This is a genomic window from Caulobacter sp. SRI_014 (assembly GCF_057586315.1).
The window spans coordinates 61,791-85,593 of sequence record NZ_JBYCZQ010000012.1 but is presented as its reverse complement, the minus strand read 5'-3'; the positions used below and the strand labels follow the sequence as shown (position 1 = coordinate 85,593).

At 68.9% G+C, this 23,803-nt stretch carries 27 protein-coding genes and 2 tRNA genes; 13 read left to right on the top strand and 16 right to left on the bottom strand.

Annotated features, from left to right (window positions below; all coding sequences use genetic code 11):
- The first annotated feature begins 17 nt into the window (after positions 1 to 17).
- From AC2YG9_RS20090 to AC2YG9_RS20075, 4 genes are read left to right on the top strand one after another with little or no spacing between them, the layout of a single operon-like run.
- A complete protein-coding gene (locus AC2YG9_RS20090) occupies positions 18 to 563 on the top strand; it encodes a hypothetical protein (RefSeq protein WP_487299774.1) in 546 nt (181 codons plus the stop codon).
- Positions 560 to 1,870: a 7-cyano-7-deazaguanine synthase gene (locus AC2YG9_RS20085; RefSeq protein WP_487299773.1), complete on the top strand. Its 1,311-nt coding sequence runs from the start codon at positions 560 to 562 to the stop codon at positions 1,868 to 1,870. Before AC2YG9_RS20090 ends, AC2YG9_RS20085 begins: the two co-directional genes overlap by 4 nt.
- The gene (locus AC2YG9_RS20080; RefSeq protein ID WP_487299772.1) at positions 1,867 to 3,000 is read left to right on the top strand and encodes a helix-turn-helix domain-containing protein; all 1,134 of its coding nucleotides are present in this window, start codon (positions 1,867 to 1,869) and stop codon (positions 2,998 to 3,000) included. The genes AC2YG9_RS20085 and AC2YG9_RS20080 overlap by 4 nt, the downstream gene beginning before the upstream one ends.
- 4 nt (positions 3,001 to 3,004) lie before the next feature.
- On the top strand, positions 3,005 to 3,529 hold the full coding sequence (locus tag AC2YG9_RS20075; RefSeq protein ID WP_487299771.1) for a PIN domain-containing protein: 525 nt from the start codon (positions 3,005 to 3,007) through the stop codon (positions 3,527 to 3,529).
- A gap of 109 nt (positions 3,530 to 3,638) precedes the next feature.
- On the opposite strand, the gene AC2YG9_RS20070 is transcribed toward AC2YG9_RS20075, so the two are convergent.
- From AC2YG9_RS20070 to hemC, 5 genes are all read right to left on the bottom strand, one after another.
- Positions 3,639 to 3,714, bottom strand: a tRNA-Thr gene (locus AC2YG9_RS20070).
- Positions 3,715 to 3,745: 31 nt separating this feature from the next.
- Positions 3,746 to 5,266, bottom strand: a complete 1,521-nt coding sequence (locus tag AC2YG9_RS20065; protein WP_487299770.1) for a heme biosynthesis HemY N-terminal domain-containing protein — start codon at positions 5,264 to 5,266, stop codon at positions 3,746 to 3,748.
- Positions 5,263 to 6,144, bottom strand: a complete 882-nt coding sequence (locus tag AC2YG9_RS20060; protein WP_487299769.1) for a COG4223 family protein — start codon at positions 6,142 to 6,144, stop codon at positions 5,263 to 5,265. The genes AC2YG9_RS20065 and AC2YG9_RS20060 overlap by 4 nt, the downstream gene beginning before the upstream one ends.
- A gap of 37 nt (positions 6,145 to 6,181) precedes the next feature.
- Positions 6,182 to 6,859, bottom strand: coding sequence for a uroporphyrinogen-III synthase (locus AC2YG9_RS20055; protein ID WP_487299768.1), 678 nt, complete (start codon positions 6,857 to 6,859; stop codon positions 6,182 to 6,184).
- Between the two features lie 69 nt (positions 6,860 to 6,928).
- Positions 6,929 to 7,882 (bottom strand): hydroxymethylbilane synthase, encoded by a 954-nt coding sequence (gene hemC / locus AC2YG9_RS20050; RefSeq protein ID WP_487299767.1) that lies wholly within the window; start codon positions 7,880 to 7,882, stop codon positions 6,929 to 6,931.
- A 72-nt stretch (positions 7,883 to 7,954) separates the two neighbouring features.
- Here hemC and tsaD point away from each other — a divergent pair, with 72 nt between their 5' ends.
- From tsaD to AC2YG9_RS20030, 4 genes are read left to right on the top strand one after another with little or no spacing between them, the layout of a single operon-like run.
- Positions 7,955 to 9,040 carry a tRNA (adenosine(37)-N6)-threonylcarbamoyltransferase complex transferase subunit TsaD gene (gene tsaD, locus AC2YG9_RS20045; RefSeq protein WP_487299766.1) on the top strand — a complete coding sequence of 362 codons (1,086 nt, stop codon included), beginning with the start codon at positions 7,955 to 7,957 and terminating at the stop codon, positions 9,038 to 9,040.
- The gene (locus AC2YG9_RS20040; RefSeq protein WP_487299765.1) at positions 9,037 to 10,026 is read left to right on the top strand and encodes an NAD(P)H-dependent glycerol-3-phosphate dehydrogenase; all 990 of its coding nucleotides are present in this window, start codon (positions 9,037 to 9,039) and stop codon (positions 10,024 to 10,026) included. Before tsaD ends, AC2YG9_RS20040 begins: the two co-directional genes overlap by 4 nt.
- A gap of 2 nt (positions 10,027 to 10,028) precedes the next feature.
- Positions 10,029 to 10,313: a YciI family protein gene (locus AC2YG9_RS20035; protein WP_487299764.1), complete on the top strand. Its 285-nt coding sequence runs from the start codon at positions 10,029 to 10,031 to the stop codon at positions 10,311 to 10,313.
- A complete protein-coding gene (locus AC2YG9_RS20030; RefSeq protein WP_487299834.1) occupies positions 10,283 to 10,672 on the top strand; it encodes a Rieske (2Fe-2S) protein in 390 nt (129 codons plus the stop codon). The genes AC2YG9_RS20035 and AC2YG9_RS20030 overlap by 31 nt, the downstream gene beginning before the upstream one ends.
- Before the next feature lie 4 nt (positions 10,673 to 10,676).
- On the opposite strand, the gene AC2YG9_RS20025 is transcribed toward AC2YG9_RS20030, so the two are convergent.
- The 3 genes from AC2YG9_RS20025 to AC2YG9_RS20015 form a co-directional block, all read right to left on the bottom strand.
- A complete protein-coding gene (locus AC2YG9_RS20025; protein WP_487299763.1) occupies positions 10,677 to 10,997 on the bottom strand; it encodes a hypothetical protein in 321 nt (106 codons plus the stop codon).
- 122 nt (positions 10,998 to 11,119) lie between these two features.
- Positions 11,120 to 11,194 (bottom strand) — tRNA-Gly (locus tag AC2YG9_RS20020).
- Between the two features lie 98 nt (positions 11,195 to 11,292).
- Positions 11,293 to 12,036, bottom strand: coding sequence for a DUF6065 family protein (locus tag AC2YG9_RS20015; protein WP_487299833.1), 744 nt, complete (start codon positions 12,034 to 12,036; stop codon positions 11,293 to 11,295).
- Positions 12,037 to 12,210: 174 nt separating this feature from the next.
- On the opposite strand from AC2YG9_RS20015, the gene AC2YG9_RS20010 reads away from it, so the two are divergent.
- Genes AC2YG9_RS20010 through AC2YG9_RS19990 form a run of 5 tightly spaced genes read left to right on the top strand, consistent with a single transcriptional unit; the run spans position 12,211 to position 15,787 of the window.
- Positions 12,211 to 13,443, top strand: a complete 1,233-nt coding sequence (locus tag AC2YG9_RS20010; RefSeq protein ID WP_487299762.1) for a hypothetical protein — start codon at positions 12,211 to 12,213, stop codon at positions 13,441 to 13,443.
- 2 nt (positions 13,444 to 13,445) lie between these two features.
- Positions 13,446 to 13,964: a prolyl-tRNA synthetase associated domain-containing protein gene (locus tag AC2YG9_RS20005; RefSeq protein ID WP_487299761.1), complete on the top strand. Its 519-nt coding sequence runs from the start codon at positions 13,446 to 13,448 to the stop codon at positions 13,962 to 13,964.
- 54 nt (positions 13,965 to 14,018) lie between these two features.
- Positions 14,019 to 14,918 (top strand): thioredoxin, encoded by a 900-nt coding sequence (gene trxA / locus AC2YG9_RS20000; protein WP_487299760.1) that lies wholly within the window; start codon positions 14,019 to 14,021, stop codon positions 14,916 to 14,918.
- A 10-nt stretch (positions 14,919 to 14,928) separates the two neighbouring features.
- The gene (locus tag AC2YG9_RS19995) at positions 14,929 to 15,582 is read left to right on the top strand and encodes an LON peptidase substrate-binding domain-containing protein (RefSeq protein WP_487299759.1); all 654 of its coding nucleotides are present in this window, start codon (positions 14,929 to 14,931) and stop codon (positions 15,580 to 15,582) included.
- A 10-nt stretch (positions 15,583 to 15,592) separates the two neighbouring features.
- Complete coding sequence (locus AC2YG9_RS19990) at positions 15,593 to 15,787, top strand: Trm112 family protein (protein WP_271067072.1); 195 nt, start codon at positions 15,593 to 15,595, stop codon at positions 15,785 to 15,787.
- Here the strand turns inward: AC2YG9_RS19990 and AC2YG9_RS19985 are convergent, their stop codons facing one another.
- The 8 genes from AC2YG9_RS19985 to AC2YG9_RS19950 form a co-directional block, all read right to left on the bottom strand.
- Positions 15,788 to 16,336 carry a hypothetical protein gene (locus AC2YG9_RS19985; RefSeq protein ID WP_487299758.1) on the bottom strand — a complete coding sequence of 183 codons (549 nt, stop codon included), beginning with the start codon at positions 16,334 to 16,336 and terminating at the stop codon, positions 15,788 to 15,790.
- Positions 16,337 to 16,348: 12 nt separating this feature from the next.
- On the bottom strand, positions 16,349 to 16,537 hold the full coding sequence (locus AC2YG9_RS19980; RefSeq protein WP_487299757.1) for a hypothetical protein: 189 nt from the start codon (positions 16,535 to 16,537) through the stop codon (positions 16,349 to 16,351).
- Between the two features lie 8 nt (positions 16,538 to 16,545).
- Positions 16,546 to 17,559, bottom strand: a complete 1,014-nt coding sequence (locus AC2YG9_RS19975; RefSeq protein ID WP_487299756.1) for a hypothetical protein — start codon at positions 17,557 to 17,559, stop codon at positions 16,546 to 16,548.
- 59 nt (positions 17,560 to 17,618) lie between these two features.
- On the bottom strand, positions 17,619 to 20,312 hold the full coding sequence (locus AC2YG9_RS19970) for a type IV secretory system conjugative DNA transfer family protein (protein WP_487299755.1): 2,694 nt from the start codon (positions 20,310 to 20,312) through the stop codon (positions 17,619 to 17,621).
- The gene (locus AC2YG9_RS19965) at positions 20,309 to 20,986 is read right to left on the bottom strand and encodes a hypothetical protein (RefSeq protein ID WP_487299754.1); all 678 of its coding nucleotides are present in this window, start codon (positions 20,984 to 20,986) and stop codon (positions 20,309 to 20,311) included. The genes AC2YG9_RS19970 and AC2YG9_RS19965 overlap by 4 nt, the downstream gene beginning before the upstream one ends.
- The gene (locus tag AC2YG9_RS19960) at positions 20,983 to 21,510 is read right to left on the bottom strand and encodes a hypothetical protein (protein WP_487299753.1); all 528 of its coding nucleotides are present in this window, start codon (positions 21,508 to 21,510) and stop codon (positions 20,983 to 20,985) included. Before AC2YG9_RS19960 ends, AC2YG9_RS19965 begins: the two co-directional genes overlap by 4 nt.
- Before the next feature lie 82 nt (positions 21,511 to 21,592).
- Entirely contained in the window at positions 21,593 to 22,852 is a 1,260-nt protein-coding gene (locus tag AC2YG9_RS19955) for a UbiH/UbiF/VisC/COQ6 family ubiquinone biosynthesis hydroxylase (protein WP_487299752.1), read from the bottom strand.
- Positions 22,853 to 22,894: 42 nt separating this feature from the next.
- Positions 22,895 to 23,779 (bottom strand): isoaspartyl peptidase/L-asparaginase family protein, encoded by an 885-nt coding sequence (locus tag AC2YG9_RS19950; protein ID WP_487299751.1) that lies wholly within the window; start codon positions 23,777 to 23,779, stop codon positions 22,895 to 22,897.
- Positions 23,780 to 23,803: the final 24 nt, after the last annotated feature.

Here is a 23,803-nt window from a genome sequence, read left to right as displayed (position 1 = left end):
GTGCCATCGTTGTGGTCATGCGCGACGACATCCACAAGCGAGTCCCGGTTTCGCAGGCCATGAGAGCGGTGCTTCGCCGTTGCATGCGATCGGCTGACAGACAACAACCCGAGCTCTTGATAGCCAAAGCTGCGGCTGCGCTAGGCCAAGACGTCAGGGCGAACTTAGACGCGGCTCTATCCGCGACTGTCGCGGCCGAAGCAAACCAGCCAAGTCTTTTCGGCTTTGAAGGGATAAGCGCTTCACCGCGTTCTGCGCTGCAGGCCGAGGTGATCAATCTGCTCAACAGCAACCAAGCGGCAAGTCTCGGCGACGCTCTCCAAGCAGCCCTAGTGAGTCACATTACGAGTGTTGTTTCTGAGACCAACGCCTGCATGATCGCGGAGGGTGTCAGCCGGTCTGAACGACAGGAGGTGATTGCTACGCTGGGTTCGGTGCTCGCCGAGGCCACCGGACCCGCCGTCGCCACCTATCTCATGGGCGAACGCCCACCTGCGCCCGCGAAAGTTCAGCTCGACGATTTCCTTGTGCTCGGTCCCCGCGCGCCGGGAATCTCTCAATGAGGCAGACCGTAAGCATCGTTGGACAGTCGGGTTCGAAGCAACCAGCCAAGCCGGTTCTCGCTGTGCTCGGCGAGATGATCCGAACGAACCCGACGCCGATTGCGAAACACTGCCTAAGCGAGTTGGCCCCAGTAAGCGAAGACCTGGCGACCATAGTCGAGGCCGTGGCGTTGGCTGATCGAGTTCAGACTCGGCTGCTCACCGAGGGGTGGGCAAGGCGGCTGACTCTAACCATCCCTGTGTTCGAGCAAGTGCTTTTCTCCCGAAGTGATGTAGCCACCGCTTTGGTCGATGCTTTGGGCTTCTTGACCGGGGACGCTTGGTGCATCGAGTTCACTAAGCGAACTGATGAGCCGGTCAAGGAGCGGTACCTGCCGCTTTCTGACGGCCCTCCTCGCTTTGTCGTGCCGTTCAGCGACGGTCTAGACTCGTTTGCGCAGGTAGCTCTCCTGAGGAAGGACTTCGGCGATGAGGCTGTCCTCCCGTTCAGAGCCGGGAAGCTTCAATCGGGACGCGCTGGAGGCCAAATCCTGCAGGTCCCTCGGAGGTTTTACGCAGGGCATCCGAGGGAAAAATCTTACCGAACCAGACCGTTTGTCTACTTCTCTCTGGCAGCGGTCGCTGCAGCAACTGCGAAGGCGGAGGCAGTCGTAATCGGCGAGAATGGGCAAGGCGCTTTGGGGCCGTCGTTTGCTCGCTTCTACAACGAATGGCCGTTTCGCAGCACCCACCCAGGCTTCATCGCCCGTCTAAGCGCCTTTCTGTCACTGGTTCTGGATCGGAAGGTCGAGTTCAAACAACCACAACTTTGGAAGACGAAAGGCGAGGTGCTCGCTGAGTTGCGAGACAAGGGCCTCATCGCGGGCTTTGAGGCTACCCGCTCCTGTTCGCTAAGGCCCTACCAGAGAAGGGAACGGGGCGCTTGCGGGTATTGCGGTGGGTGCGTTCTGCGCCAAAGCGCGCTGGTCGCAGCCGGCATGGGCTTCCAGGATGATACGGCCTTCGACCTCCGTGATGCGGAGTTGAGGCTTAAGGCGCGTTCAGGGGCTTTCGAAAATTTCACTAGGAACGAGAAGGAAATCCTGGCGCGCGCCGCCTCGTCGATGGCTATTTTCGCGGATATGGCGATAACGAACGACACGCATAGCCGCGTCACGCTCGAAGCACGCGACATCCCCGACATGTCAGCCGATCAAGCGGACACGGCCTTTAAATCCCTGTTCCGCCGGCACCGGTCCGAATGGGGCGGGCTTCTAGATGCGTTGCCGTCCAGTGCTTGGCTGCGCAGAGAGTTTGAATACCAATGACCCCAGGCCAAATTGAACCTCACGCCCTAGGGGAACGTCTTCGGATCGCTAGGTCGGGCGTAAACCTCACGCAGGAGGCTGCGGCAGCCCAACTGGGCATCTCGCGGCCCACGTTGGTTGCGATCGAGAAAGGGCAGCGTCGTGTGCGCCCGGAGGAACTGATCGCGTTTTCTAAGACCTACGCGACTTCGGCAGGGAAACTGCTCGCGAGCGACGCGGTTCACGTCGACCTGTCTGCAAAGTTTAGGCGGCTAGAAACCGATGGTGAGGCACCGACGGTCTCGGATGCTGTTCAGCTGCTAAATAAGCTAGCGACGGGGGCCGTAGAGCTCGAGCGAATCCTAGGAGCGGAACTGCGAACCGACTACCCGCCACCGCTTCGAATCGCTTCTAGCGGTTACCTTCAACAAGCTGAGGACGCAGCCGTAGCATTTCGCCAACGCATGGGGATTGGCCTTGGCCGTGTCGGCGATCTCTTTACTTCCCTCGAACTCGACATGGGCATCCGTGTGTTCGCTAGAGGGCTTCCGGACGGCTCCCTTTCGGGCCTCTACGCCTACGACCCGGCCGTAGGAGCTTGCATTCTAGTCAATGCAAACCACCCTCGCCGTCGCCGCCTTCAGACCTTGGCGCACGAGGCGGCTCACTTCGTTGCTGATAGGTCGCTTGTCGATGTTCTTGACGAACGGCCGACGCCTTTGACGGTCGAAGAGAGGTTCGCACGCCGGTTTGGCTACGCTTTTTTGATGCCCTCGGCGATGGTTCGGCAAAGGTTTGACGCCTTGCTTGATCAACGGAAAGGCGTCGATGTTAAGGGGCTGATCCTTCTCGCTCACCAGTTTGATGTGACCACCGAGGGCATGTGCCGGCGACTAGAAGAACTGGAACTTTTGGCGCAGGGAGCATGGGCATCCATCAAGGACCGTGGCTTTAGTTTAGCGATGGAACGCGAAGTCCTTGGTGACGCGGAGCCAGCTTCTCGCCCCCCGTTGGTGTCCCCACGCCTAGCCTACTTGGCCGCCCGCGCGCTGGCAGACGGCATTCTCAGTGAGGGTCAGGTCTGCGAACTACTCGTGGTGGACCGGAGCGAATTGTCGAGCGTAGTCGAGCCGTTCGGCGAGGTCGGCTGACCCTATGACGGCGTTCGAACCACGCTCCCTCGTCCTGGACACTAGCGTATGGATCAACCTGCTGGCCACGGGACATGCCTCTGCGATCGTGGAGGGATTCGCTTGCCCGATCGCCATTCCAGAGCAGGTCTTGGGCGAACTTAAGCTGGATCCCGTTACGCGACGACCATTTGACGGCGACATCCACCCGGCACTTCAAAATCCGATGGTCGAGCTAGTGTCGCTCGGTGGTGACGAGCTCGATACCTTTGTTGAACTGGTGTCCGCTGAAGCACCAGACAGGCTTGGTGACGGCGAAGCTGCTTCGATAGCGATCGCATTGAGCCGCCAACTTCAGCTTGGGATAGATGAGAAGAAGGCAAACCGCATTCTTCGCGAGCGGTTCAGCTCGATCCCAGTGTTCCGCTCAACGGACTTGTTGACCCACCCCTCTATAGCCCAGGGACTCGGGCATGCCACCGCGTCTGATTGTTACGAGCGTGCCGTGAAGTACGGACGGATGCACATTGCTCGGAGTTCGGAAGCGTAGTGCTACCGCCGAAAGGTGGGTGTGAAAGCCACACCCACTGGGGACCCACTCGGCGACTAAGGTTTGAGGCCTTTCGGCAGCTTCAAACTCGATGTCGTGCTGGAAGTGGTGGTGCCGCTTACAGGACTCGAACCTGTGACCCCCTCATTACGAATGAGGTGCTCTACCAGCTGAGCTAAAGCGGCCTGACAGACGGGTCTGTCTTCTGGAGGGGCGCTATTTAGCTGGACGCGGCGTCGTTGCCAAGCGTCGCCGTTTGGCTGGCGGTTTGGTCGGGGCCGGTTCGTCCGGAACGCCCTCGTAGAAGCTGTCGATGCCGGGGTCGTCCGGGATCGGCAGGGCCATGGCCCCGGTCTCGGCGGCGGCCAGGAAAGGCGTCGATTCCACGTAGGAGACCGGAAGCTCGGGCAGATCACTCATCGCCCGCTCGCGGCGCTCCAGGCGCGGGTGGATCAGCTCGCCGGTCTCGGCATAGGCCGAGACCAGACGGGCCCAGTCGTCGGGCTGGTAGGCGAAGGCCTGGCCCTCGGGATCGAGGTCGGACCAGTCGGCCTCCTGCGGGGCGGCGGCGCCGCGGGCGATCCAGGCGCGGGCCTCGTCGACGAAGCCGGCAGCGTTGGCGGCGCGGGCCAGCAGGCCGGCAAGGCGGGCCGTGAGGGGCTCGGCCTCCAGCTCGGCGGCGGCGGCGCGGGCGGCGCTGATTTCGCCGGCGATCAGGGCCTGCTCGACCATCAGGATGCGGCTTTCGCGGTCGGACGGGTTGAGCGCGGCGAGGGCGGCCAGGCGGCGGGCCCGTTCGCGCGGCGTCTCGGTGGTCTTCAGGTCGCGGTAGGCCAGCCACAGGGCCGGGTGCGGCTTCTGTTTCCAGGCGGCCTCGATGAAGCCGGACGCGCGGGCGGCGCGCGTTTCTCCGCTCAGCCGGGCGGCCATCACCGCGCCGGGGGCGAAGTCGGGGGCCAGCTTGGCCGACTGGGCGGCGTAGTCGTTGGCCTGGCGGCGGGCGCGGTCGTCGCCGTGCTCCAGGCTGGCGGCGGAGGCGGCCAGCAGGGCGGCGCGGGCCCGGTCGGCGACGATCGGCGAGACGATCTTGCGCTCCAGGGCGCTCTTGACCAGCTCCAGGGCCCCGGCCCAGTCGCCGGCTTCCAGCCGGGCTTCGAGCACCGCGCGCCAGGCCCAGCGGGCGGTGCGGGCCAGGCCATAGGCGGCCTCGGCATGCTTCAGGGCGCCGGCCTTGTCGCCCTCGGCCAGGGCGGCGGTCATCAGGCCCTTGTGGCCGGCCAGGCGCATCTCGGGGAAGGCGACCATGGCCCCGTAGGCGCCCTTGGCGGCGGCGACATCGCCAGCCGCTTCCGCCGCCTGGGCGGTGAGGATGCGGACCAGGGCGGGGGAATCATCGGCCAGCTCGCCGGCCTTCAGCGCCAGGCGACGGGCCTCGCCGCCATCACCGGCGGCGGCCGCAAGGAAGCCACGGGCCAAGGCTTCGCCAGCCTCCTTGCGCTTGCGCTCGATGCGGGCCAGTTCGGCCCGACGGGGAATTTCCAGCAGCCAGATGGCCAGCCGCCACAGCAGGGTGGCGGTCAAGGCCGTGAAGATGACCAGCAGTACGGCCGTCGAGGCGGTCATCTGTACCCGCCAGCCCAGCCAGACCAGGTGCGCCTCGCCGGCGTCGCGGGTCAGCGCCATCAGGGCGACGGCCGCCGCGGCCAGGATAAAGACGACGATGGCGGTGCGGATCACGGCCGGGCGCCTCCAGCAGAGACAGAATTGGCAGAGGCCAGGTCAGCCAACGCCTGGGCCCGGATGTTGGCCAGGTGCTGGTCCAGCGACACCCGCTGCTGGGCGCGGGCCCGCCACGGGGCCATGGCGTTGGCGGCGCCGGGCGGCAGGGCCCGCAGGGTGGAGAGGGCGCCGACCAGGTCGCCCTCGGCCGCCTGGCGTTCCGCTCGGGCGAGGATGGCGTCGGGGGTGTTGCCCGTGGTCTCGCCGATCCGGCGGATGCTGACGATGCCGGACAGGGCGTGGAGAATGCGTTCGACGACGCCGGACCCTTCGCCGGGCTCGCGGGCGGCGGTCGAGGCGCGGGCGGCGATGTCGGCATATTCGGCGGCCAGGGCGGAACGGCTGGGGACGCCGGTCTCGGCCATGGGGGCCAGGGCGCGGGCGTCGGCGGACAGGGGCAGGACCCGCTGCAGGGCGGCCAGCTCGGCCTCGAAGGGGCGCGAGGTCTGGGCCGCCTCGGCCAGGCCGGCGGCGGCCAGGGCGGCGCCGGCGGCCGACAGGGTGCGCTGCTGGCTGGCCTCGACGGAGGCCAGGCGGGCCTCGAGGTCCTCGTAGCCGGAGGCGGTGACGGGCGCGGCCGAGGGGGCTCCGGCCAGGGGCGGCGAAGGGGTGCGCGGCTGGCCCTCGAGGCTGGGCGGGTTGGCGGCGAGGGGCGCCGGCGCGGCCGGCTCCCTCGGTGCGACCCAGCCGGCGACCTGCGATCCGACGAAGCCCAGGGCAACGCAGATCACGCACAGGGCGGCGATGGCGAAGATGCCGATGCCGCGTCCCCGGGGCCTGGCGAAGGCGGCCGGATCACGGGGCGGGGTGATGTCGTCGGTGTCTTGCACGGTCATCGGTGAAGCGAATCGTTCCGGCCAGCCTTGGCGGCTTTCAGAGCAGATTAAGCAGGGAAGGCTCGTTGGGGAACGGGGCGACGACGATCTGGGAACTTTTCACGGCGCGAAGGGGGGCGGCGACGGTGTCGGAGAGGGCGAGGAGGCGGATTTTCGGGGCTGGATGGGCAGTCAGGACTTCGGCCAGCAGGGCGGCGGCGCGGGGGGAGTGGACGAGGACGTTCGTGATCTCGGCCAGGCGGGCAAGGGCGGGGGCCGGGTCTACGGGGCGGGTGTCATAGAGGGCGACGGCGCGGGCCGTGAGGCCCCGGCCGGTCAGGTCACCGAGGAGGTCGCCCGCCGGGTGCAGGGCGCCGGCGTGGAGGATGGGGCCGGGTCGGGCATTGGCGATCAGGGCGGCGAGGGCGGTGACGTCGCCGGCGGCCGATTGAACCGTTTCGAAGCCGGCGGCGCGGGCGGCCTCGGCGGTGGCGTCACCGACGGTGAAGGCGGGGAGGCGGGCGTCGGTGCGGGCGGTGAAGGCCCTGACGCCCTGGGCGCTCGTGAAGGCGAGGGCGGCCACATCGGTGAGGTCCAGGGCGACGTCCGGCAGGGTCCGCGCTTCCAGAAGCGGGGCGACCAGGGGCGTCCAGCCCTTCGCCACGACCCGTTCGGCGGTCGCTGAAGCGCCAGGCTCTGCGCGAGTGATCCAGACGAGGCGCGAGGGGTTGGGCACGGCGGCAGGCTGGCCGCTCCGCCGCGCCCGATCAATCCCCTACCGTTGCTCGTTTGAACGGGCGGCGGCTCAGTCGTGCAGGATGATGGCGTCGCCGCCGGCCAGGCGGACGGCGTCGCCCAGCTGTTGGCCCAGCGCCCGGGCGGCGGCCTCGGCGTCCGCTTCCGGCAGCATGACGCCGCCCTCCTGTCGGAAACGCCTGGTCCCGTCAGGGGTCAGGGCCTCGACAATCAGGGTCAGGTGGGCGCCGTCGAGCTGGGCATGGGCGCCGATGGCGGTGCGGCAGCTGCCCTCCAGGGCGGCTAGGGCGCCACGCTCGGCGGCCACGGCGATCACCGTCGCCTCGTCGCGGACGGCGGCCAGCCAGTCGGCGCCGATATCGGCCTCGCGGGTCTGGATGGCCAGCGCGCCCTGGCCGGGGGCCGGCGGGTTGGCGACCGGGTCGAGGAAGCTCTTGACCACCCCGCCCAGACCCAGCCGGTTCAGGCCCGAGGCGGCCAGCAGGATGGCGTCGGCCTCGCCGCGCGCCAGCTTGGCCAGTCGGGTGTCGACGTTGCCGCGCAGCATGATGATCTCGAGATCCGGCCGGGCGGCCAGGCACTGGGCGGCGCGGCGCAGGGAGGCGGTGCCCAGGCGGGCGCCCCGCGGCAGGGTTTCCAGGCTGTCGAACTGTTCGCTGATGAAGGCGTCGCGGACGTCTTCCCGCTCGGGGATGGCGGCGATGACCAGGCCGGGCGGCATCTCGGCCGGGACATCCTTCATCGAATGGACGGCGGCGTCGATGCGGCCGTCGAGCAGGGCCTCCTCGATCTCCTTGGTGAACAGCGCCTTGCCGCCGACCTCCAGCAGGCGGCGGTCCTGGATGCGGTCGCCGGTTGTGGTGATCCGGACCAGCGGCGCGACCTCGTCGGCCCGGTCGGGCGCGCCAAGGGCCGTGGCGATGCGCAGCTGCATCATGCGCGACTGGGCCAGCGCCAGCTTGGAGGCGCGGGTGCCGATCCGGACGACAGGTTGCGGCGACATGGCGGGAGGGTTACCTCGGGCGTTCAACAATGGAGGGCTGCTACAGGAGCGGCCCCGGAACCGCAAATCCGTATGAGTACGCAGACCGTCCTTGGCCTCGAAACCAGCTGTGATGAAACCGCCGCTTCGGTGGTGCGGCTGCATGCCGATGGTCAGGCGGAAGTGCTGTCCTCGGTGATCGCCAGCCAGATCGACGAACACGCCCCGTTCGGTGGGGTGGTGCCGGAGATCGCCGCCCGGGCCCATGTCGAGAGCATCGACGGCATCGCGGCCAAGGCGATGGCGGAAGCGGGCATCGGTTACGACGACCTCAGCGGTGTCGCCGCCACGGCCGGGCCGGGGCTGGTCGGCGGCGTCATGGTGGGCCTCAGCTTCGGCAAGGCGGTGGCCCTGGCCCGCGACCTGCCGCTGGTGGCGGTCAACCATCTGGAGGGCCATGCGGTCTCGGCCCGGCTGGGGGCCGACATTCCCTATCCCTTCCTGCTGCTGTTGGTCAGCGGCGGCCATTGCCAGCTGCTCGAAGTCGAGGGCGTGGGGGCCTGCAAACGGCTCGGTTCGACCATCGACGACGCGGCCGGCGAGGCCTTCGACAAGATCGCCAAGGCCATGGGCTTGCCCTATCCGGGCGGCCCGGCGCTGGAAAGGCTGGCGGTCGGCGGGGATGCCAAACGCTTCCCGCTGCCGCGCGCCCTTCTGGGCCGCGAGGATTGCGATTTCTCGTTCTCGGGCCTGAAGACGGCGGCCGCCCGCATGGCCGAAAAGGTTACCGCGCCGGAGGATCAGCGCGATCTGGCGGCCTCGGTGCAGGAAGCCATCGCCCGGCAGCTGACCGAGCGCTCGGAGCGGGCCATGAAGGCCTATGCGGACCGTCACCCGGGCCAGCGCCGGTTCGTCGTCGCCGGCGGGGTGGCGGCCAACAAGCATGTTCGGGCCCGCCTGCAGGCAGCGGCGGAGGCCCACGGCTTCAGCTTCACGGCCCCGCCGCTGGCCTACTGCACCGACAACGCCGCCATGATCGCCCTGGCCGGGGCCGAACGGTTGAGTCTTGGCCTCAGCGATGGCCTCGACGCCGTCGCCCGGCCGCGTTGGCCGCTTGATCAGGCGGCGGCCAGCAGCAATCCAATGCACGTTCCGGGACGCAAAGGCGCCAAGTCATGAGAAGAGCGGCTGTCATCGGCGGCGGCGCCTGGGGCACGGCCCTGGCTCAGGTCGCGGCCCGCGCGGGCCTCGAGGTCTGCCTGCAGATCCGCGAGGCCGAGGCCGTCGCCCAGATCCGCGAGACCCGCGAGAACGGCCTGTTTTTACCCGGGGTAAAACTCGACGACGCCATCTCGGCCACGACCGACATGGCCGACCTGGCCGGCGCCGACCTGGTGCTGGCCGTCGCCCCCGCCCAGTTCCTGCGCTCGGCCCTGAGCGAGTTCGCGCCCCACGCCCACGCCGGCCAGCCGATCCTGCTCTGCAGCAAGGGGGTCGAACAGGGCTCCCTGAAGCTGATGACCGAGGTGCTGGCGGAGACCCTGCCCGACTGCGCGCCCGCCGTGCTGTCAGGCCCCAGTTTTGCCGGGGAAGTGTCGCGCGGCCTGCCGACGGCCGTAACCCTGGCCTGTCCCGACGAGGCCCTCGGAAAGGTCCTGGCCGAGGCCCTGGCCACCCCCACCTTCCGGCCCTATCTGGCCAGCGACATGATCGGGGCCGAGGCCGGCGGGGCGATCAAGAACGTCCTGGCCATCGCCTGCGGCATCGTCGAGGGCAAGGGGCTGGGCCGCAGCGCCCACGCCGCCCTGATCACCCGGGGCTTTGCCGAAATGACCCGCATGGCCGTGGCCCTCGGGGCCAATGCCGAGACGGTGGCGGGACTCTGCGGTCTCGGCGATCTGGTCCTCACCTGCTCCAGCCCCCAGTCGCGCAATATGAGCGTCGGTCTGGCCCTGGGCGGCGGCATGACGCTGCAGGAAGCGCTGGCCGGCAAGCTGTCGGTGGCCGAGGGCGTCGCCTCGGCCCCGGCGGTGCGGGCCCTGGCGGCGAGCAAGGGCGTCGAGATGCCGATCTGCGCCGCCGTCGCCGCCATCCTGGCCGGCGAGGTCGGGGTCGACGAAGCCATTCTCGGGCTGCTCTCGCGGCCCCTCAAATCGGAAAGATAACCATGGCCCTGTTCGTGATTTCCTGGCTCGACCGCGAGGGTGGCCTGCCGATCCGGCTGGCGACGCGTGAGGCGCATCTGGCCTATGTGGCCGCCAATCCGGGCGTGGTGAAGCTGGGCGGGCCCTTCCTCAACGGCGACGACATGGCCGGCTCGATGCTGATCGTCGAAGCCGCAACCCAAGCGGCCGCCCAGGCCTTCCACGACGCCGATCCCTACAAGCTGGCCGGGCTGTTCGAGACCAGCACCGTGCGGCCCTGGCGCGTCACGGTCGGGGGTCTGGCCTGAACCCGGCCCCCCTCAACCCGGCAAGGCCGCCGGCGGGAACGCCGCTCTGCCCGCTGGAGGGGATCGACGATCCCGGGGCCAAGGGCTTCCGCTTTCGCGCGGGCGACGCCCTGTTCGCCGGCTTCGTTGTCCGCAAGGACGGGGTCCTGCATGGTTATGTCGATGTCTGTCCGCATGCCGGCTGGCCCCTGGCCATCATGGACAACTATCTGACCCGTCAGAAGGACCGGCTGCTCTGCGCCGGCCACGGGGCCCTGTTCCGCATCGCGGACGGTGTCAGCACGTCCGGTCCCTGCGCCGGCCAGGCCCTTGAGGCCTGGCCGGTCGAGGTCCGTGACGGCGTGATCGTCGTGGCCTGAGGCCCTACTTCTTTTCCGGCGCGACGCTGTCGGCCGCCTGCTGGGCGGCGCTGGAGACGCCATCGGCGGCCTTGCCGGCGGCGTCCGAGACATTGGCCGCCGCGTCGGTGACCGCCTCGGTGCGGATGGCGTCGTTCTTGTTCTGGCTCATCAGGAAGAAGGCGACGATGGCGATCAGCGCCAGCACGCCGATGCCGATGAGGATGCCGCCCATTCCGCCGCCACCGCCGCTGCGTTCGATGTAGACCGGCGCCGCGGCGCCGTCGCGGGTGACTTCCCGTTCGGTGGTGACGCCGTCGGTGCGCTCAACTACGCGTTCGACCATGACAAAATTCCCTGTGTTCAAGTCCCAGCCGCTGACAACGGGGGGCTTGGTCCAGAGTTCCGGTCACCGGGCCTGAAACGACAAAGGGCGGCCCGAAGGCCGCCCTTTGCGAGGTCTCGAATTGGAGCGGGCGAAGAGATTCGAACTCTCGACCCCAACCTTGGCAAGGTTGTGCTCTACCACTGAGCTACGCCCGCACTCCAGGGCCGCTTGCGCCGCCCGAATTCGAGAGCGCGGCTTATGGCAGAGGGTGCAAATCTTTGCAAGCGGCGCCCGGCAAAGAATCTTCGGGTTCTCAGAATCCCATTTTCGGGGCCTTGAGGCGGCGCTTGTTGACATGCTTGGCCGGGGCCGGGCCGGTCTCCTCGGGCAGCTCGCCGCGGAAGTAGAACCGCTGCCAGGCCTCACGCATGGTCTCGGGGTCCTGCTTGGCCAGCTTGGCGTTGAACTCCGAGCGCGACTTGTACCAGGCCTCGTACTGGTCGCGCAGGTCGGGGTTCTTGTTGAGGCTCTTGGTCAGGGGCTGGGTCTGCTGCAGCGCCTGGTCCGGCATAAGGGTGATGAAGCAGAAGGGCTCGCCCTTCTCGAACCGGATTCGGCCCGGGCGGGTGAACATCCAGTTCATGGTGAAGGGGAAGGGCAGCCAGTCGGTCTCGACGAGACCGGTCAGCGGCTGCACCCCGTCCTTGATGTGGTTGGGGGGACCCGCGCACCACATCGACCAGCCCGGCGGCGTGCGGAACAGATAGCCGGTGTGGAAGGTGATGATGCCGCGCGAGAAATGACTCTTCACCAGGTCGTGGAAGCCCGGGTGCTGCTGGTCGGGCGTGAAGGTGATGCAGTCCTGGTGGGCGCCGCCGTTCCATTCGGCCGTGAAGCCGACGGGATTGAGCACCTCCCAGCCGGTGGTGTTGGCCATGGTCAGCGGCAGGCAGCGGTAGGGGTGACGCTCGGCGAAGGCGTCCATCCAGGCCCGCTGCGGGCGGCCGGGCACGATGTCCGGCGGCCGCTCGTTGGTCGGATAGCATTCCAGGATCAGGGGCGGCTTGATCAGGTCGTCACTCATGGAACTATCCTCTCGCGCCCGGTGGGAATTTTCGCAAGAGGCGCGGGCGCCTTGGTTGCGGCGAATTCCGGCGCCAGACTGGACCCAACCGGCGGAAATCGGCGATAGATCGTCCCCCGCCTGACGACCGGCCGCCCAAGGACTTCGATGACACCCACCGACAAGCCTTCCGATTCTGGCGACCAGACCCCCGACGACGCTCCGGATACGAAGAATCCCCCGCAAGCGACGCCGGAGGCTCCCAAGGCCGCCGCCGCGCCGGAAGCCGACCGCACGCCGGGCAGTTGGGCCCGCTCGCGGGGCGTTTCCCTGACCATGGGGCCCCTGCCCAAGGCCGCGCCGCCCAAGCCCCGGCCCCACATGCAGACCAGCGCCGTGCCCAGCATGGCGCCGCCGACCCTGCGCAGCGCGCCCGAACCGGCCGCCCAACCGGCCGCGCCGCCGCGCGAGAGCAGCATCCTGACAGGCTCGGCCATTCCCAACGCCCGCCCCTGGGCGCCCAGCAAGCCGACCGGGGTGATCCCCACGGCCGGTCCGATGTCTCTGGACCGCGAGCTTGATCCCGCCGCCCTGCGCGCCCTCGGCCTCGCCGGCCGTCCGCAGCCGCTGGAACGGCCGACCTTCAAGGCCATGCCGGCCGCCTCGCCCCTGTCCTCGCCTCAGCCGGAGATTCCGGCCCAGCGGCCGGCCCCGCGGCCCCGTCCGGCTCCCGCGCCGGCTCCGGTCCCTGAGCGGATGGTGCGTGGCCCGGCCGCGCCGATGCCGGTGGCCGATGCGCCTGTCGCCAGGACGCCTGTCGCGGAGCCGGTCCGTCGTCCCGCACCCGAGCCCGTGGCCTCCGAACCCGTTGGCGCCCAGCCGGAAGAGGCCTTCACCCCGGTTCGCCCCGCCGCCCCGGCGAAGAAGAAGCCCGCCATCGGCCTGTTGCCTATGATCGCCGGCGGCGTGGCGATCACCGCCATTCTGCTCGTCGCCGTCGGCCTGCTGATGCGCAAGGACCCGGACGCGCCGCAAATCGTTCCGGCCCCGACGCCGCAGACCGCCCCGGCCAGCCAGCCGCCGGTCACCGCCGAGCCGGCGCCGTCCCCGGCCCCGACCGACCTGCGGCCCTCACAGGACCCGACCGCGCCGGCGCCCCAGCCGGCCGCCGCGCCGAAGGCCGTTGCTCCGACCCCGAAGGCCGCGACCCAGCCTGCGCCCAAGGCCGCCGCTCCGCCGCCGGTCGTCGAGACGCCGCCTCCGGCCGTGGTCGCACCGCCGCCGCTGCCCGTTCCGGAACCGCCGGCCGCCAAGCCGGCCCCGCCGCCGCCTCCGGCCGCCAAGCGTCCGCCGTCCGACCCGGACGCCCCGCTGTCGACCCGCGATCCCGGCGGCCGCTAGGGATGCGGACCAAGGCTGAGCTGCTGGCCTTTCTCGAAGGCCTCGGCATCGCTCACAACAGCCTCGACCACCCGGCCGTGTTCCGGGTCGGCGAGGGCGACGCGTTCAAGGCTGGCCTGCCGGGCGGCCACACCAAGAACCTGTTCCTCAAGGACGCCAAGGACCGGCTGTGGCTGATCTCGGCCCTGGGCGAGACCCGGATCGACCTCAAGCGGCTCCACCCGGTCATCGGCTCGGCCCGGCTGTCGTTCGGATCGGCCGAACTGATGGAAGAAACCCTGGGCGTCACCCCGGGGTCGGTCACTGCCTTCGCCCTGGCCAAAGACACCGACCATCGGGTGACCTTCGTCCTCGATGCGGCCCTGGCGCAGAGCGATCCGGTCAACTTCCACCCCCTGACCAACACCGCCACCACGGGGGTCAGCCAGGCCGACTTCCGAAAGTTCCTGAAGGCCCTGGGGCGCGAGCCGATCATCGTCGATTTCGCCGAATTGAAGCGGATCGACGCATCGGCGCGTTGAACCGGCGCCGGCTAGCGCCCATCTTTCGCGCCTGAACCAAATCACGGACCACGTATGACCCTCATCGGCGAGACCACCCCCGGCCCCAGCAAGGAAGACCTGATCAAGGAGGGCTCCGACGCCGGCTTCATGGCCGACGTCATCGAGGCCTCGAAGGTCCAGCCGGTCATCGTCGACTTCTGGGCCACCTGGTGCGGGCCGTGCAAACAGCTGACGCCGGTGATCGAGAAGGTCGTCGCCTCGATGGGCGGGGCCGTGAAGCTGGTCAAGATCGACGTCGACAAGAACCCGGCCTACGCCGGCCAGCTGCGGGTTCAGTCGATCCCCACGGTCTATGCCTTCGTCAACGGCCAGCCGGTCGATGGCTTCCAGGGCGCCCTGCCCGAGAGCCAGGTGCGCCAGTTCGTCGAGCGCCTGGCCGGCCCGCCGCCGGCCAATGCCATCGACGAGGTGCTCGCCCTGGCCAAGGAATCGGTCGAGCTCGGCGACGTCGGGGGCGCGGCCCAGGCCTATGCCCAGGCCCTGCAGATGGACCCGGCCAATGTTAAGGCCATCGGCGGCCTTGCCCGCATCTATGTCGCCCAGGGCGATCTGGAGCAGGCCGCTGAGATCGCCGCCCTGGCGCCGGCCGACGCCAAAGACCCGGACCTCGAAGCCGTCCGCGCCAGCCTGACCCTGGCTGAGGGCGCCGCCAGCGAGACCGCGCCACTGGAAGCGGCCGTCGCCGCCGATCCGAACGATCTGCAGGCCCGCTTCGACCTCGCCGGCGCCTATGCCGGCCAGGGCCGCCACGAAGAGGCCTCCAGCCTGCTGCTGGACATCATCGCCGCCGACAGAGCCTGGAACGAGGAAGCCGCCCGCAAGCAGCTTCTGGTGGTCTTCGAGGCCGCGGGCCTTACATCCGACGTGACCAGGGCGGGACGGCGCCGGTTGTCGTCCATCCTGTTCAGCTAGGAGGCTCACGATGGTCACGGGCTATCGCAAGATCGACGACCTGCCCCAGGCCATACCGGTCTTCCCGCTCGACGGCGCGGTCATGCTGCCGGGCGGTCAGCTGCCGCTGAACATCTTCGAGCCGCGCTACCTCAACATGTTCGACGACGCCATGGGCGGCGACCGGATGATCGGCATGATCCAGACCAGGGCCGGCGGCGACCGCGAGCGCCCCGCCCTGGCGCCGGTCGGCACGGCCGGCCGGGTCACCGCCTTCGCCGAGACTGGCGACGGCCGCTACCTGGTCACCCTGACCGGCGTCTGCCGGTTCCGGGTGCGCGAAGAGCTGGGCATCATGGCCCCCTATCGTCAGGTCCGCGCCGACTACGAGCCCTTCATCGGCGACCTGCAGCCGCCGCCCGACTGCGCCATCCAGAAGGCCGAGTTCCTGCAGGCGCTGCGGGGCTACCTCGAACCGCGCGGCCTGGCCGTCGACTGGGACGCCGCTGGCTCGGCCCCGGCCGAAAGTCTGATCGACAGCCTGGCGATGGGCCTGCCGTTCGAGCCGGCCGAGAAGCAGGCCTTGCTGGAGGCGATCACCCATGCCGACCGCGCCGAGATCCTCATCGCCTTGCTGCGCATCGGCTCGGTGATCGGGGACGACGACGACACGACGATGCAGTAAGGGACTGGCTATGACTGAAGCGCCCTCCCCCATCGACGTCGATCCGCGCCTGCTCGAGGCCCTGGTCTGCCCGATCACCCATGGCCCGCTGGAGTATGACCGCGCGGCCGGCGAGCTGATCAGCAAGGGCGCCAAACTGGCCTACCCGATCCGCGACGGCGTGCCGGTCATGCTGCCGGAAGAGGCGCGGGAACTCAGCGAGTAGTTACCGGCTCCGGCCGCGCGGCTGTTCCTCCGCCTGCGTCTCGCCCTCGGAAGGCGGCGGCGGCGGCGGCGGGGGTGGCCAATGGGCGTCCATCTGGCTCGAGGCGGAAGAGGTGGAACCTTTCCTGGCCGACGGCGCCGGCTTCTGGTCCTGCAGCGCCGCGTACCCACCCGATTCTACCGACGGCTGCTCCGGCAGGCCATTCCGCGCCCGATAGTCCGCGTCGTCCTTCTTCAAAGACTCGTAGTAGTCAGGCCCATCGTCCGGTTTGAAAGCCGTCCCGTGGTCCTTTGCTTTGGGATTGGAGCCGACAAACGTGTTGGTATCGGCGTTGTACAGCTGGTCGCGGCCATCGGCGGCCTGAAAGCCCTTCGTGTTTCCATCTTTGAGCGTGCCGGCGATGTGGTCCCGGTACTGCTCGCGATCCGTCACTGGCAAGGCGGGTCCGTGTTCGTCCGCCTGCGAGAACCTGTCGATGTGTTTGTCGTAGCCGTGGCCGTTGGCGATCCTGTCGGCGATCTGGTCCGCGTCCTTATCATGTTTCGACATCGGGGGCGCCGATCAGTAGCTCATGATGACGCCGCGCATGGTCTTGACCAGCTCGGCCAACTGTTCAGCGTTCAGTTGGGCGATCTCTTCGTCCAGGCCTTCAAAGTTCTGCCGCGCGGCGGTCGCCAGCCTGTAAAGGGCGCTGAACTCCTCACGCGTCATCTCCACGCCGGCGCCCCGGTGATCATCGAACGCTTTCATGGCCACTCCTACGGCGCGGCCAGCCGGGCCAGGGCCCGTTCGCTCTGAGCCTGAATGTCGATCCCGAAGCAGCCGCCCGTCTCCTCGAAGGTACGGCAGAACTTGTAGTAGTTGAGGCTCTTCAGGTTGGTCCGCTTGAGGGCGGTCCGATAATAGCTGACGGCGGCCTCGCGCTTGCCGAAGTTCTCGGCGGCCACGCCCAGGAAGAACCATCCCAGGTCGCTGTCGCAGTCGGGGCCGGTCACCTGGCGGACCAGACTGTTCCAATCGTCCGCCTCATAGCTGGCGCGCATGGTGGACCGGTAGGCGGTGTCCTCGTAGAACTTCTTGCAACCGCCCTTGGGCCCGTCGCCCAGCCGGAACTTGCCCTCGGCGAAGCCCTTGGCCAGGTCGGGCGCCATGGGAAACCAGGCCGGATTGGCCATCTCGGCGCCGGACCTGTCGACGAAGACCCGCTCGCCAAAGCGGAACTGGCGGCGTGAGGCGTCGTAGTCCAGCCGCAGCCGGCAACGCTGGCGACGGGGGGCGAAGCCGCAGGGGTCGCCATCGACGACCAGGAGGAGCCAGGACATCTCGCCCTCGCGCTCGACGCGGCTGTCCCAGGCGTTGACGTGCAGTACGCGGCCGGCCGAGTCCGGCTGGCCGGTGAACAGCGCCGCCTCGGCGAGGGTCCCGCGGGGTGGCGGCGCGCCGCTGGTGCAGCGCAGGCGGTGCTGGTCGACGAAATAGTCCATCAAGCCGTCGCCGTTGAAATCGCCAAGCTGCAGCGCCCCCTCCGGGTCGACAGGCCGGCCTCCGGAGCGGCCGCACAGTTCGCTCAGATAGGTCCCGACCGTGGCTGGAATCATCAGCCGGGGCTTGGCCGGCGCTTTCGGCGCAGCCTTGGGGCGGGCGGGCGGCCGCGCAGGGGGCTTAGCCGCGGGCTTGGGAACCGGCTTGGGCGCCGCCTTGGGCTTGGGCAGGGGCTTGGGCACTGCGGTGGGGGCGACGGGCTTGGGAATAGGCTTCGGCGGCTGGGCCACGGCGAGCGTGGGCCCGGCCGCGATCAGGCAAACCGCAAGAAACGCCGCCAGCCGCAAACTCAGGCCTCCCGATCAAAATCGTGCGTCAGGCGGACGATGTCCTGGCGAACCGCGCCCGCCCGCTGAATATGGGCGAAGGCGTGCCATCTGCCCATATGGATGATGTCAGCCGGCGAGAGGGCCGGTTGGCGTTCGTTGCCCTGGGTGCGGTATTGCCGGGTCAGGTCCTCTGAGCGCCAGACCGCCCGTTCCGCCGCGTTGATCAGGGGGGCGTCGGTCCGGTCCAGGCCCCAGAAATGGCTGGAGCCGTCGGTGGTCACGAACCGCTCGTCGACCTCGTAGGTCGCCTTCCGGCGGGCCGCGGCAAGGGACAGGCGCGAAGGGAACAGCAAACCCAGGGCGGCGGAGAAGAAGGCCCCCGGGCCGGCGATGATTTCCTCCCGCTCGTCGATCGGAGCCAGAGGGTCGAAGCCGTCGATCAGCCAGCGGTACTCCAGACTCTCGCGGTGCTGGTCCTCATAGACGCGGTTGCGCTCGAACTCGCCGGCGCACCAGCAGGCGTAGTCGACGGTCGCCTGTTCCTCGACCCGCATGAAGATCTTGGAGCGGGCCTGCTGGACGAAGTTGTCGGCGGCGTCGTGGCCCATGGCCTGGTTCAGGGCCGCCAGGCTCTGGCTGGCGAACACCCCGGCCAGACCGGTCGAGCGGGCGACGTTCCAGAAGCTGGCGTCGCTGAGCCCTGAGGCCGGATCGACCGTGGCCAGCTCCTGAACCTCGTCCATCAGCACCAGGCAGGGCCGGTCCTGCGGCGAGCCGGCGCCCTCTGTCGCCTTCCAGTCCGTTTCACGCTGCCGGGCCTCGCGGTAAAGGGCGGTCTTGATCAGGATGGCGGTCAGCCGGGCGGGCAGGCCGTCCTCGATGGTCGAAAGGGCGTTGAGGATGATACCGCCGTCCAGGGCCTTGCGCAGATCGACGCTGTCAGGCCGCGGTCCGCTGGCGAAACGCTCACGCAGCGTCCGGGCCCCGGAGAACCCGTCGAGCAACTGGGTGGTGTTGGCGATGATGCCGGTGCGGGTTTCCTCGGCCATGTCCGGCCAGGCGCCGGACATGTAGCGGATCGAGGCGGCCAGATCGGCGGAGAAGGTGGCGGTGAACTGCTCGACCAGTCCGGCGGCTCCCTTGCTGTCGCCCTTTTTTTCGGCAGCAACGACCTTGGCCCGCCAGGCTTCGCGCTCCTGCTCGAGGGCGGCCAGGACCGGGGTGAGGCCGTCCTTCGACACCACCGCCTGATAGGCCCACCACAGGCTGTAGGGGTTGACGCCGGTCCGCTCGCTCTCGGCTTGTCCCGCCGGTGTGGCGGCATAGGCCTTGCCGATCGTCAGGGCATGGCGCAGCACGGTGGCGGCCATGTCGGGCCAGAAGCTGTCCTGGGACTCCCCGCCGCCCATCTGGCGCAGCACCGAGCGCAGGACGCTGGCCACCTGGGTCGGCTGCAGGCTGGCGATGGGATCGAGGCCCCTCTGACCGTCTCCCGTGCCGAGGACGACCACGTCGCCGCCTCGGCCCAGCGCCTCGGCGACCTCGACCGCGTCGCGCCAAAGCACGCCCTTGGCGTCACTGATGAAGGCGCCAAAGTCCGGGTCGGCCAGAACCTGGCGCAACAAGGGCTTGATGACGGCCGTGGTCTTGCCCTCGCCTGTACCGCCGAGCACCAACAGGTGCTGGAAGAGGGACTCCCGGTCCAGCTTGAGGGGCTGGTTGGGGGTCGGGGCCGCCAGGTCTCCGCGGGCTCGCAACGTCCCGGTGGCGGCGCCGACAAGATAGGTCGAGGCCCCGTTCAGATAGCCGACCGCGTGGCGGAGCTGCTTGCGATAGGTTTCGCGTATCAGGTTTCGGCTCTCGATACGGAACGGCCAGCGGACGTCTGCGTCCTTGGTCGCCAGCCGGTAGGGCTCGGACTTGGCCCGCAGCCAGGTATTCAACAGGATCAGGAAGATGATCACACCGACGCCCGCCGCCAACAGGGCGGTGGCCGGCAGGTAGACGATCAGAGCGCCGAGCTGCCCCGCCAGGTTGGAGACGGCCGGTCCCAGGTTGGCGCCGATCAGGCTCCAGGTGGAAACCTTGACCGGCTCGGCGCCGGGCCATTGCTCGATCACCGGCCGTGCGCCCTCGAACAGCGCCGGGACGAAGTCGAAGACCTGCATGATCATGGTGGTCAGGATCAGGGTCAGCAGCAGGATCAGTACGACCACTGCTCCCTTGAAGCCGCCGCGCAAGGCCGAGCGGTAGGCCGCTTCATGCAGGTAGCGGTCGGCCAGCCAGGTGATTTCCAGGCCGCCGAGCAGCCGTCCGTCCTCATAGGGCGGCCGGACGAGATCTTCCGGAGGGTGTTCATAGAGGTCCGGATAGGGCCCCGGCGGCCACATGCGACGGGCGACAGCGGCGCGGTCGCCACGGACGAGCGGCATGCGGCTGAACCGGGCAGGCAGAGCCAGCAGCCAGGCAGCGCCGCGGTCGAGCGGGATGAAGCGGAGCAGAATGTCGGTCACTGGCCCGACCAGCCACCAGACCAGGATGCTGAAGGCGCCGACCAGGACCAGGAGCAGGGCCGGGATCAGGGCGATGGCGAAGAACAGGATGCGCCGGATCCAGCCAACCTGCGACAGCCAGGCCAGTCCGCCGACGATCACCAGGCCGATCAGGGTCAGGCCCGGGAGGCTGCCGAGAAGCCAGTTGAGGAAGGACATCATGGCTTGGCCTTCTCCCGGGTCTTGAGCAGGGGTTTGAGGGTGACCGGAATGTCGCCGGCGTTGACGATGGGCTGGTCCTGCAGGCCGACGAAGTCGCCGCCGTAGATGGCGACGTTCTCCCAGCCGCCGGGGCGGCGGCTGTAGACGCTGAGCCAACGAGCCGGAACCGGAAACTCGGCGGTCCCGGCGTTGAAGATCGCCCCGACCAGCTTCAGCTTGCCGTTCTGGGCGATGATGATGCGGTCGGCCGGCCACTCCGTGCGCCAGAACTCGGAGGCGGAGACCTTGCTGTACTTCACCCGCTTGGGCAGTTCGCTGGTGCGGTTGAGCTCCTGCAGGATCAGCTTGTGGGTTTCGGCCAGACTGTCGGCTGGAACCAGCCGGGCAAGCTGGCTCCGGCGCACCGCCGGTGACGGAATGAGAAGGAAGGCTTCCTCCGCGGTCCGCCGAACCTTCCGCATTTCCTTGTCGAGAACGATCTCACGGTTGTTGACGGCGACCTCCGGGCGGACCTCGGTCAGCATGCGCTGGCCCAGAAGGATCAGCACCAGGCCGATGGCCAGCAGCCAGGGTTGCAGCCGGCGCAGGCGGGCGGCGTTCACGTGGCCGGGCGTGACCAGGCTTTCCCAGACCTGGGGAGGCCCTTGGCCGGGCTGTTCGAAAAGGTTGCTCATGGGGCGACGCACTGGATGAACAGCAGGCCCTGTTCGGCGTCCTGCAGCATGATGGGGTGGCGCAGACCCTCGCCAACGAAACCGTCGGCGGTGGCCTTGGCCTGCGGGAAGCGCTCGCCGATTTTCTGGCGGACCGCGGCGGCGTCGGCGCGCACATAGGCCCCGACCCCGACGGGGGCGCCGTCGCGGCTGTGGCGCTCGACATAGAGAGCAGGGAATCCGAACACGGTCAGGCCGGTCCCGTCGAAGGTGTCGACATCGACTTCTCGGCCGGCGGCGTCGGGACGTTTGCTCTCCTCGAGCCGCTTCAGATCCGGCTCGGTCGCCGCCGCCGTGGCGCACTCGAACTCGGAAGACCCGCCGGCGGCGGCGGTCGGAGCGACCGGCTGGGTCACGGCGGGGTCGGGATCATCGACCACCCGGATCGGGTCCGGCGCGAAGGGCAGTTCCTTCTCCGCGGCAGGCTTGGAACAGCCCGCGAGCGTCAGCACCAGGACGAATGCGGCAGTTATTGCTCGGCTCACGCGTTCCCCCTTGAAGTGACCGCCAAAGCTGTAGCAGTCCAAAGGGATCGCGAAAAGATCGCCGTTCGACGACCCTCGATGTCTACAGCGACTCGCCCCGCAGCAGTCGGGGCAAGTCGCCGACCGCACCGCCGGCTTCGCGCATGAAGAAGCGGCGGGCCGGGGCGATCTGGTTGACCACCGCAAGGCCGAGGCCCCGCGCCGCGCGCAGGGGCGCGATGTCGTTGCTGAACAGGCGGGTGAAGAGGTCGGTGGCCACCGCCAGCATTGTGTTGTCGAAGCGGCGCCAGGCGGCGTAGCGCTCCAGGACCGCCTCGGCGCCGATGTCTTCACCGAGCCGCAGGGCCTCGACCAGCACCTCCGCGAGCGCCGCCGCGTCCTTGAGGCCGAGGTTCAGGCCCTGGCCGGCGATGGGGTGCACGCCGTGGGCCGCGTCGCCGAGGATGGCCACGCGGGGGGCGCTCATCTGCTCGGCCAGCGACAGGGCCAGGGGATAGACGAAGACCGGGCCGACCACCTTGGGGGCGCCGAGGAACTCGCCGAAGCGGCGCTGCATATGGGCGTGGACGATCTCGGATCGGGCGCCGCGCAGGGCCTCGGCCTGGGCGGTCCTTTCTGTCCAGACCAGGCTGGCGCGCTGGCCGGTCAGGGGCAGGATGGCGAACGGTCCGCCGGGCAGGAAGTATTCGTGGGCAACGCCCTCATGGTCGCGCTCCAGTTCGACGGTGGCCACGACCCCCGACTGGGCATAGGGCCAGCCAACGACGCCGATACCGGCCTGCTGGCGGATGACGGAGTTCTTGCCTTCGGCGCCGACAACCAGCGGGGCCTTGAGGACGCGGCCGTCGGACAGGGTCACCCGGGCGGCGGCGGGCGTGACCTCCAGCGAGACGACCTTCATCGGGGCGAGCACGGTCAGCTTGTCGGACCGTTCGACGGCGGCGCCGAGGGCCGCGCGGATACGGCGGTTCTCCAGCATATAGCCGAGGGGTTCGCCATCGCTGACGTCGCCGATCTCAGCGGAGTCAAAGCGCAGGAAGGCCGAGCCCGGGCGGCTGGCGGCGGCCCCGGGGCTGGTCCCGTCGGTGACCAGGATCTGTTCGATCCGCTGGGCGTGGGGTTCGAGATCGGGGCCGGCGCCCAGCGCCTTCCACTGGCGGAAGCTGGCGTAGGCGATGGCGCTGGAGCGGCCGTCGAAGGTCGGGGCCAGCTGGGCGTCGAACGGCGCGGGATCGACCAGGATGGCGGTCAGACCGGCGCTGGCCAGGGCCAGGCCGAGGGTAGCCCCGGCCATACCGGCTCCGGCGATGATGACGTCTGCGTCGTAAGCGGTGTCAGTCATGACCGGGATATGGGCCTCAAGAGACGAAACTGTCCAGCCGCCCTACAGGGCGAAAGCCGCCGAGACGATGTCGCCGTCCGGCGTCAGGGCGGCGCGCTTCATGCCCTGCGACACATAGGGCATGGCGATGGTTCCGTCGGCGGCCACGGCGATCAGGCCGCCATCGCCGCCCATGGCGGCGATCTCGCCGAGCACGGCGTCCGCCGCCTCGGCCAGGGACTGGCCGCCGAAGCGCATGCGGTGGGCGACCTGGGCGGCGGCGGCGACCTTCACAAAATACTCGCCCTGGCCGGTGCAGCTGACCGCCACCGTGCCGTCGGCCCAGCAGCCCGCGCCGATGATCGGGGTATCGCCGACGCGGCCCGGCATCTTGCCGAACACCCCGCCTGTCGAGGTGCAGGCGGCCAGCCGGCCCTCGCCATCACGCACCACGCAGCCGACCGTGCCATGGGCCAGGGTTCCCGGCGGGTGATTGTCCTCGAAGGTCCCGGCGTGGGTGAACCAGGATTCCGGGTCGGCGATCCGGGCATAGCCGCGCGCCGCCGCCAGGCCGGCCGCGCCGCTGCCGGCCAGCATCACATGCTGGGTCCGCTCCAGAACTTCGCGGGCCACGGCGATGGGGCTCTCGAAACCTTCCAGAGCCGCCACGGCTCCGCAGCGCAACAGAGCGCCATCCATGATCGCCGCGTCCAGCTCATAGACGCCATTGGTGTTGGGCGAGGACCCGCGCCCGGCGACGTAGAGGCCCGAGACCTCCAGCTCACGGGTGATGGTCTCGGCCACGTCCAGGGCGCTCATCCCGGCCTTCAGCATGTCGCGCCCGGCCTCGACCTGGCCGCGCATGTGGGCGACCTCGCGATCATAGTCACGCCCGGCTTTGGCGCCGGCGCCGCCGTGCAGAACGAGACTCAAACAATTGTTCGCCATCGCGGGCCTCCGGCCTTATGAACG

Bases quoted from the DNA above. Each gene is read 5' to 3' on its own strand.
- AC2YG9_RS19985 (WP_487299758.1), bottom strand. From the start codon at position 16,336: ATGTCGAAACATGATAAGGACGCGGACCAGATCGCCGACAGGATCGCC.
- AC2YG9_RS19970 (WP_487299755.1), bottom strand. From the start codon at position 20,312: ATGATGTCCTTCCTCAACTGGCTTCTCGGCAGCCTCCCGGGCCTGACC.
- AC2YG9_RS19955 (WP_487299752.1), bottom strand. From the start codon at position 22,852: ATGACTGACACCGCTTACGACGCAGACGTCATCATCGCCGGAGCCGGT.
- AC2YG9_RS19950 (WP_487299751.1), bottom strand. From the start codon at position 23,779: ATGGCGAACAATTGTTTGAGTCTCGTTCTGCACGGCGGCGCCGGCGCC.
- AC2YG9_RS20040 (WP_487299765.1), top strand. From the start codon at position 9,037: ATGAGAAGAGCGGCTGTCATCGGCGGCGGCGCCTGGGGCACGGCCCTG.
- AC2YG9_RS19995 (WP_487299759.1), top strand. From the start codon at position 14,929: ATGGTCACGGGCTATCGCAAGATCGACGACCTGCCCCAGGCCATACCG.
- trxA (WP_487299760.1), top strand. From the start codon at position 14,019: ATGACCCTCATCGGCGAGACCACCCCCGGCCCCAGCAAGGAAGACCTG.
- hemC (WP_487299767.1), bottom strand. From the start codon at position 7,882: ATGTCGCCGCAACCTGTCGTCCGGATCGGCACCCGCGCCTCCAAGCTG.
- AC2YG9_RS20075 (WP_487299771.1), top strand. From the start codon at position 3,005: ATGACGGCGTTCGAACCACGCTCCCTCGTCCTGGACACTAGCGTATGG.
- AC2YG9_RS20035 (WP_487299764.1), top strand. From the start codon at position 10,029: ATGGCCCTGTTCGTGATTTCCTGGCTCGACCGCGAGGGTGGCCTGCCG.
- AC2YG9_RS19990 (WP_271067072.1), top strand. From the start codon at position 15,593: ATGACTGAAGCGCCCTCCCCCATCGACGTCGATCCGCGCCTGCTCGAG.
- AC2YG9_RS20090 (WP_487299774.1), top strand. From the start codon at position 18: ATGCGCGACGACATCCACAAGCGAGTCCCGGTTTCGCAGGCCATGAGA.
- AC2YG9_RS20085 (WP_487299773.1), top strand. From the start codon at position 560: ATGAGGCAGACCGTAAGCATCGTTGGACAGTCGGGTTCGAAGCAACCA.
- AC2YG9_RS20025 (WP_487299763.1), bottom strand. From the start codon at position 10,997: ATGGTCGAACGCGTAGTTGAGCGCACCGACGGCGTCACCACCGAACGG.
- AC2YG9_RS20080 (WP_487299772.1), top strand. From the start codon at position 1,867: ATGACCCCAGGCCAAATTGAACCTCACGCCCTAGGGGAACGTCTTCGG.
- tsaD (WP_487299766.1), top strand. From the start codon at position 7,955: ATGAGTACGCAGACCGTCCTTGGCCTCGAAACCAGCTGTGATGAAACC.
- AC2YG9_RS19965 (WP_487299754.1), bottom strand. From the start codon at position 20,986: ATGAGCAACCTTTTCGAACAGCCCGGCCAAGGGCCTCCCCAGGTCTGG.
- AC2YG9_RS20005 (WP_487299761.1), top strand. From the start codon at position 13,446: ATGCGGACCAAGGCTGAGCTGCTGGCCTTTCTCGAAGGCCTCGGCATC.
- AC2YG9_RS19980 (WP_487299757.1), bottom strand. From the start codon at position 16,537: ATGAAAGCGTTCGATGATCACCGGGGCGCCGGCGTGGAGATGACGCGT.
- AC2YG9_RS20060 (WP_487299769.1), bottom strand. From the start codon at position 6,144: ATGACCGTGCAAGACACCGACGACATCACCCCGCCCCGTGATCCGGCC.
- AC2YG9_RS20010 (WP_487299762.1), top strand. From the start codon at position 12,211: ATGACACCCACCGACAAGCCTTCCGATTCTGGCGACCAGACCCCCGAC.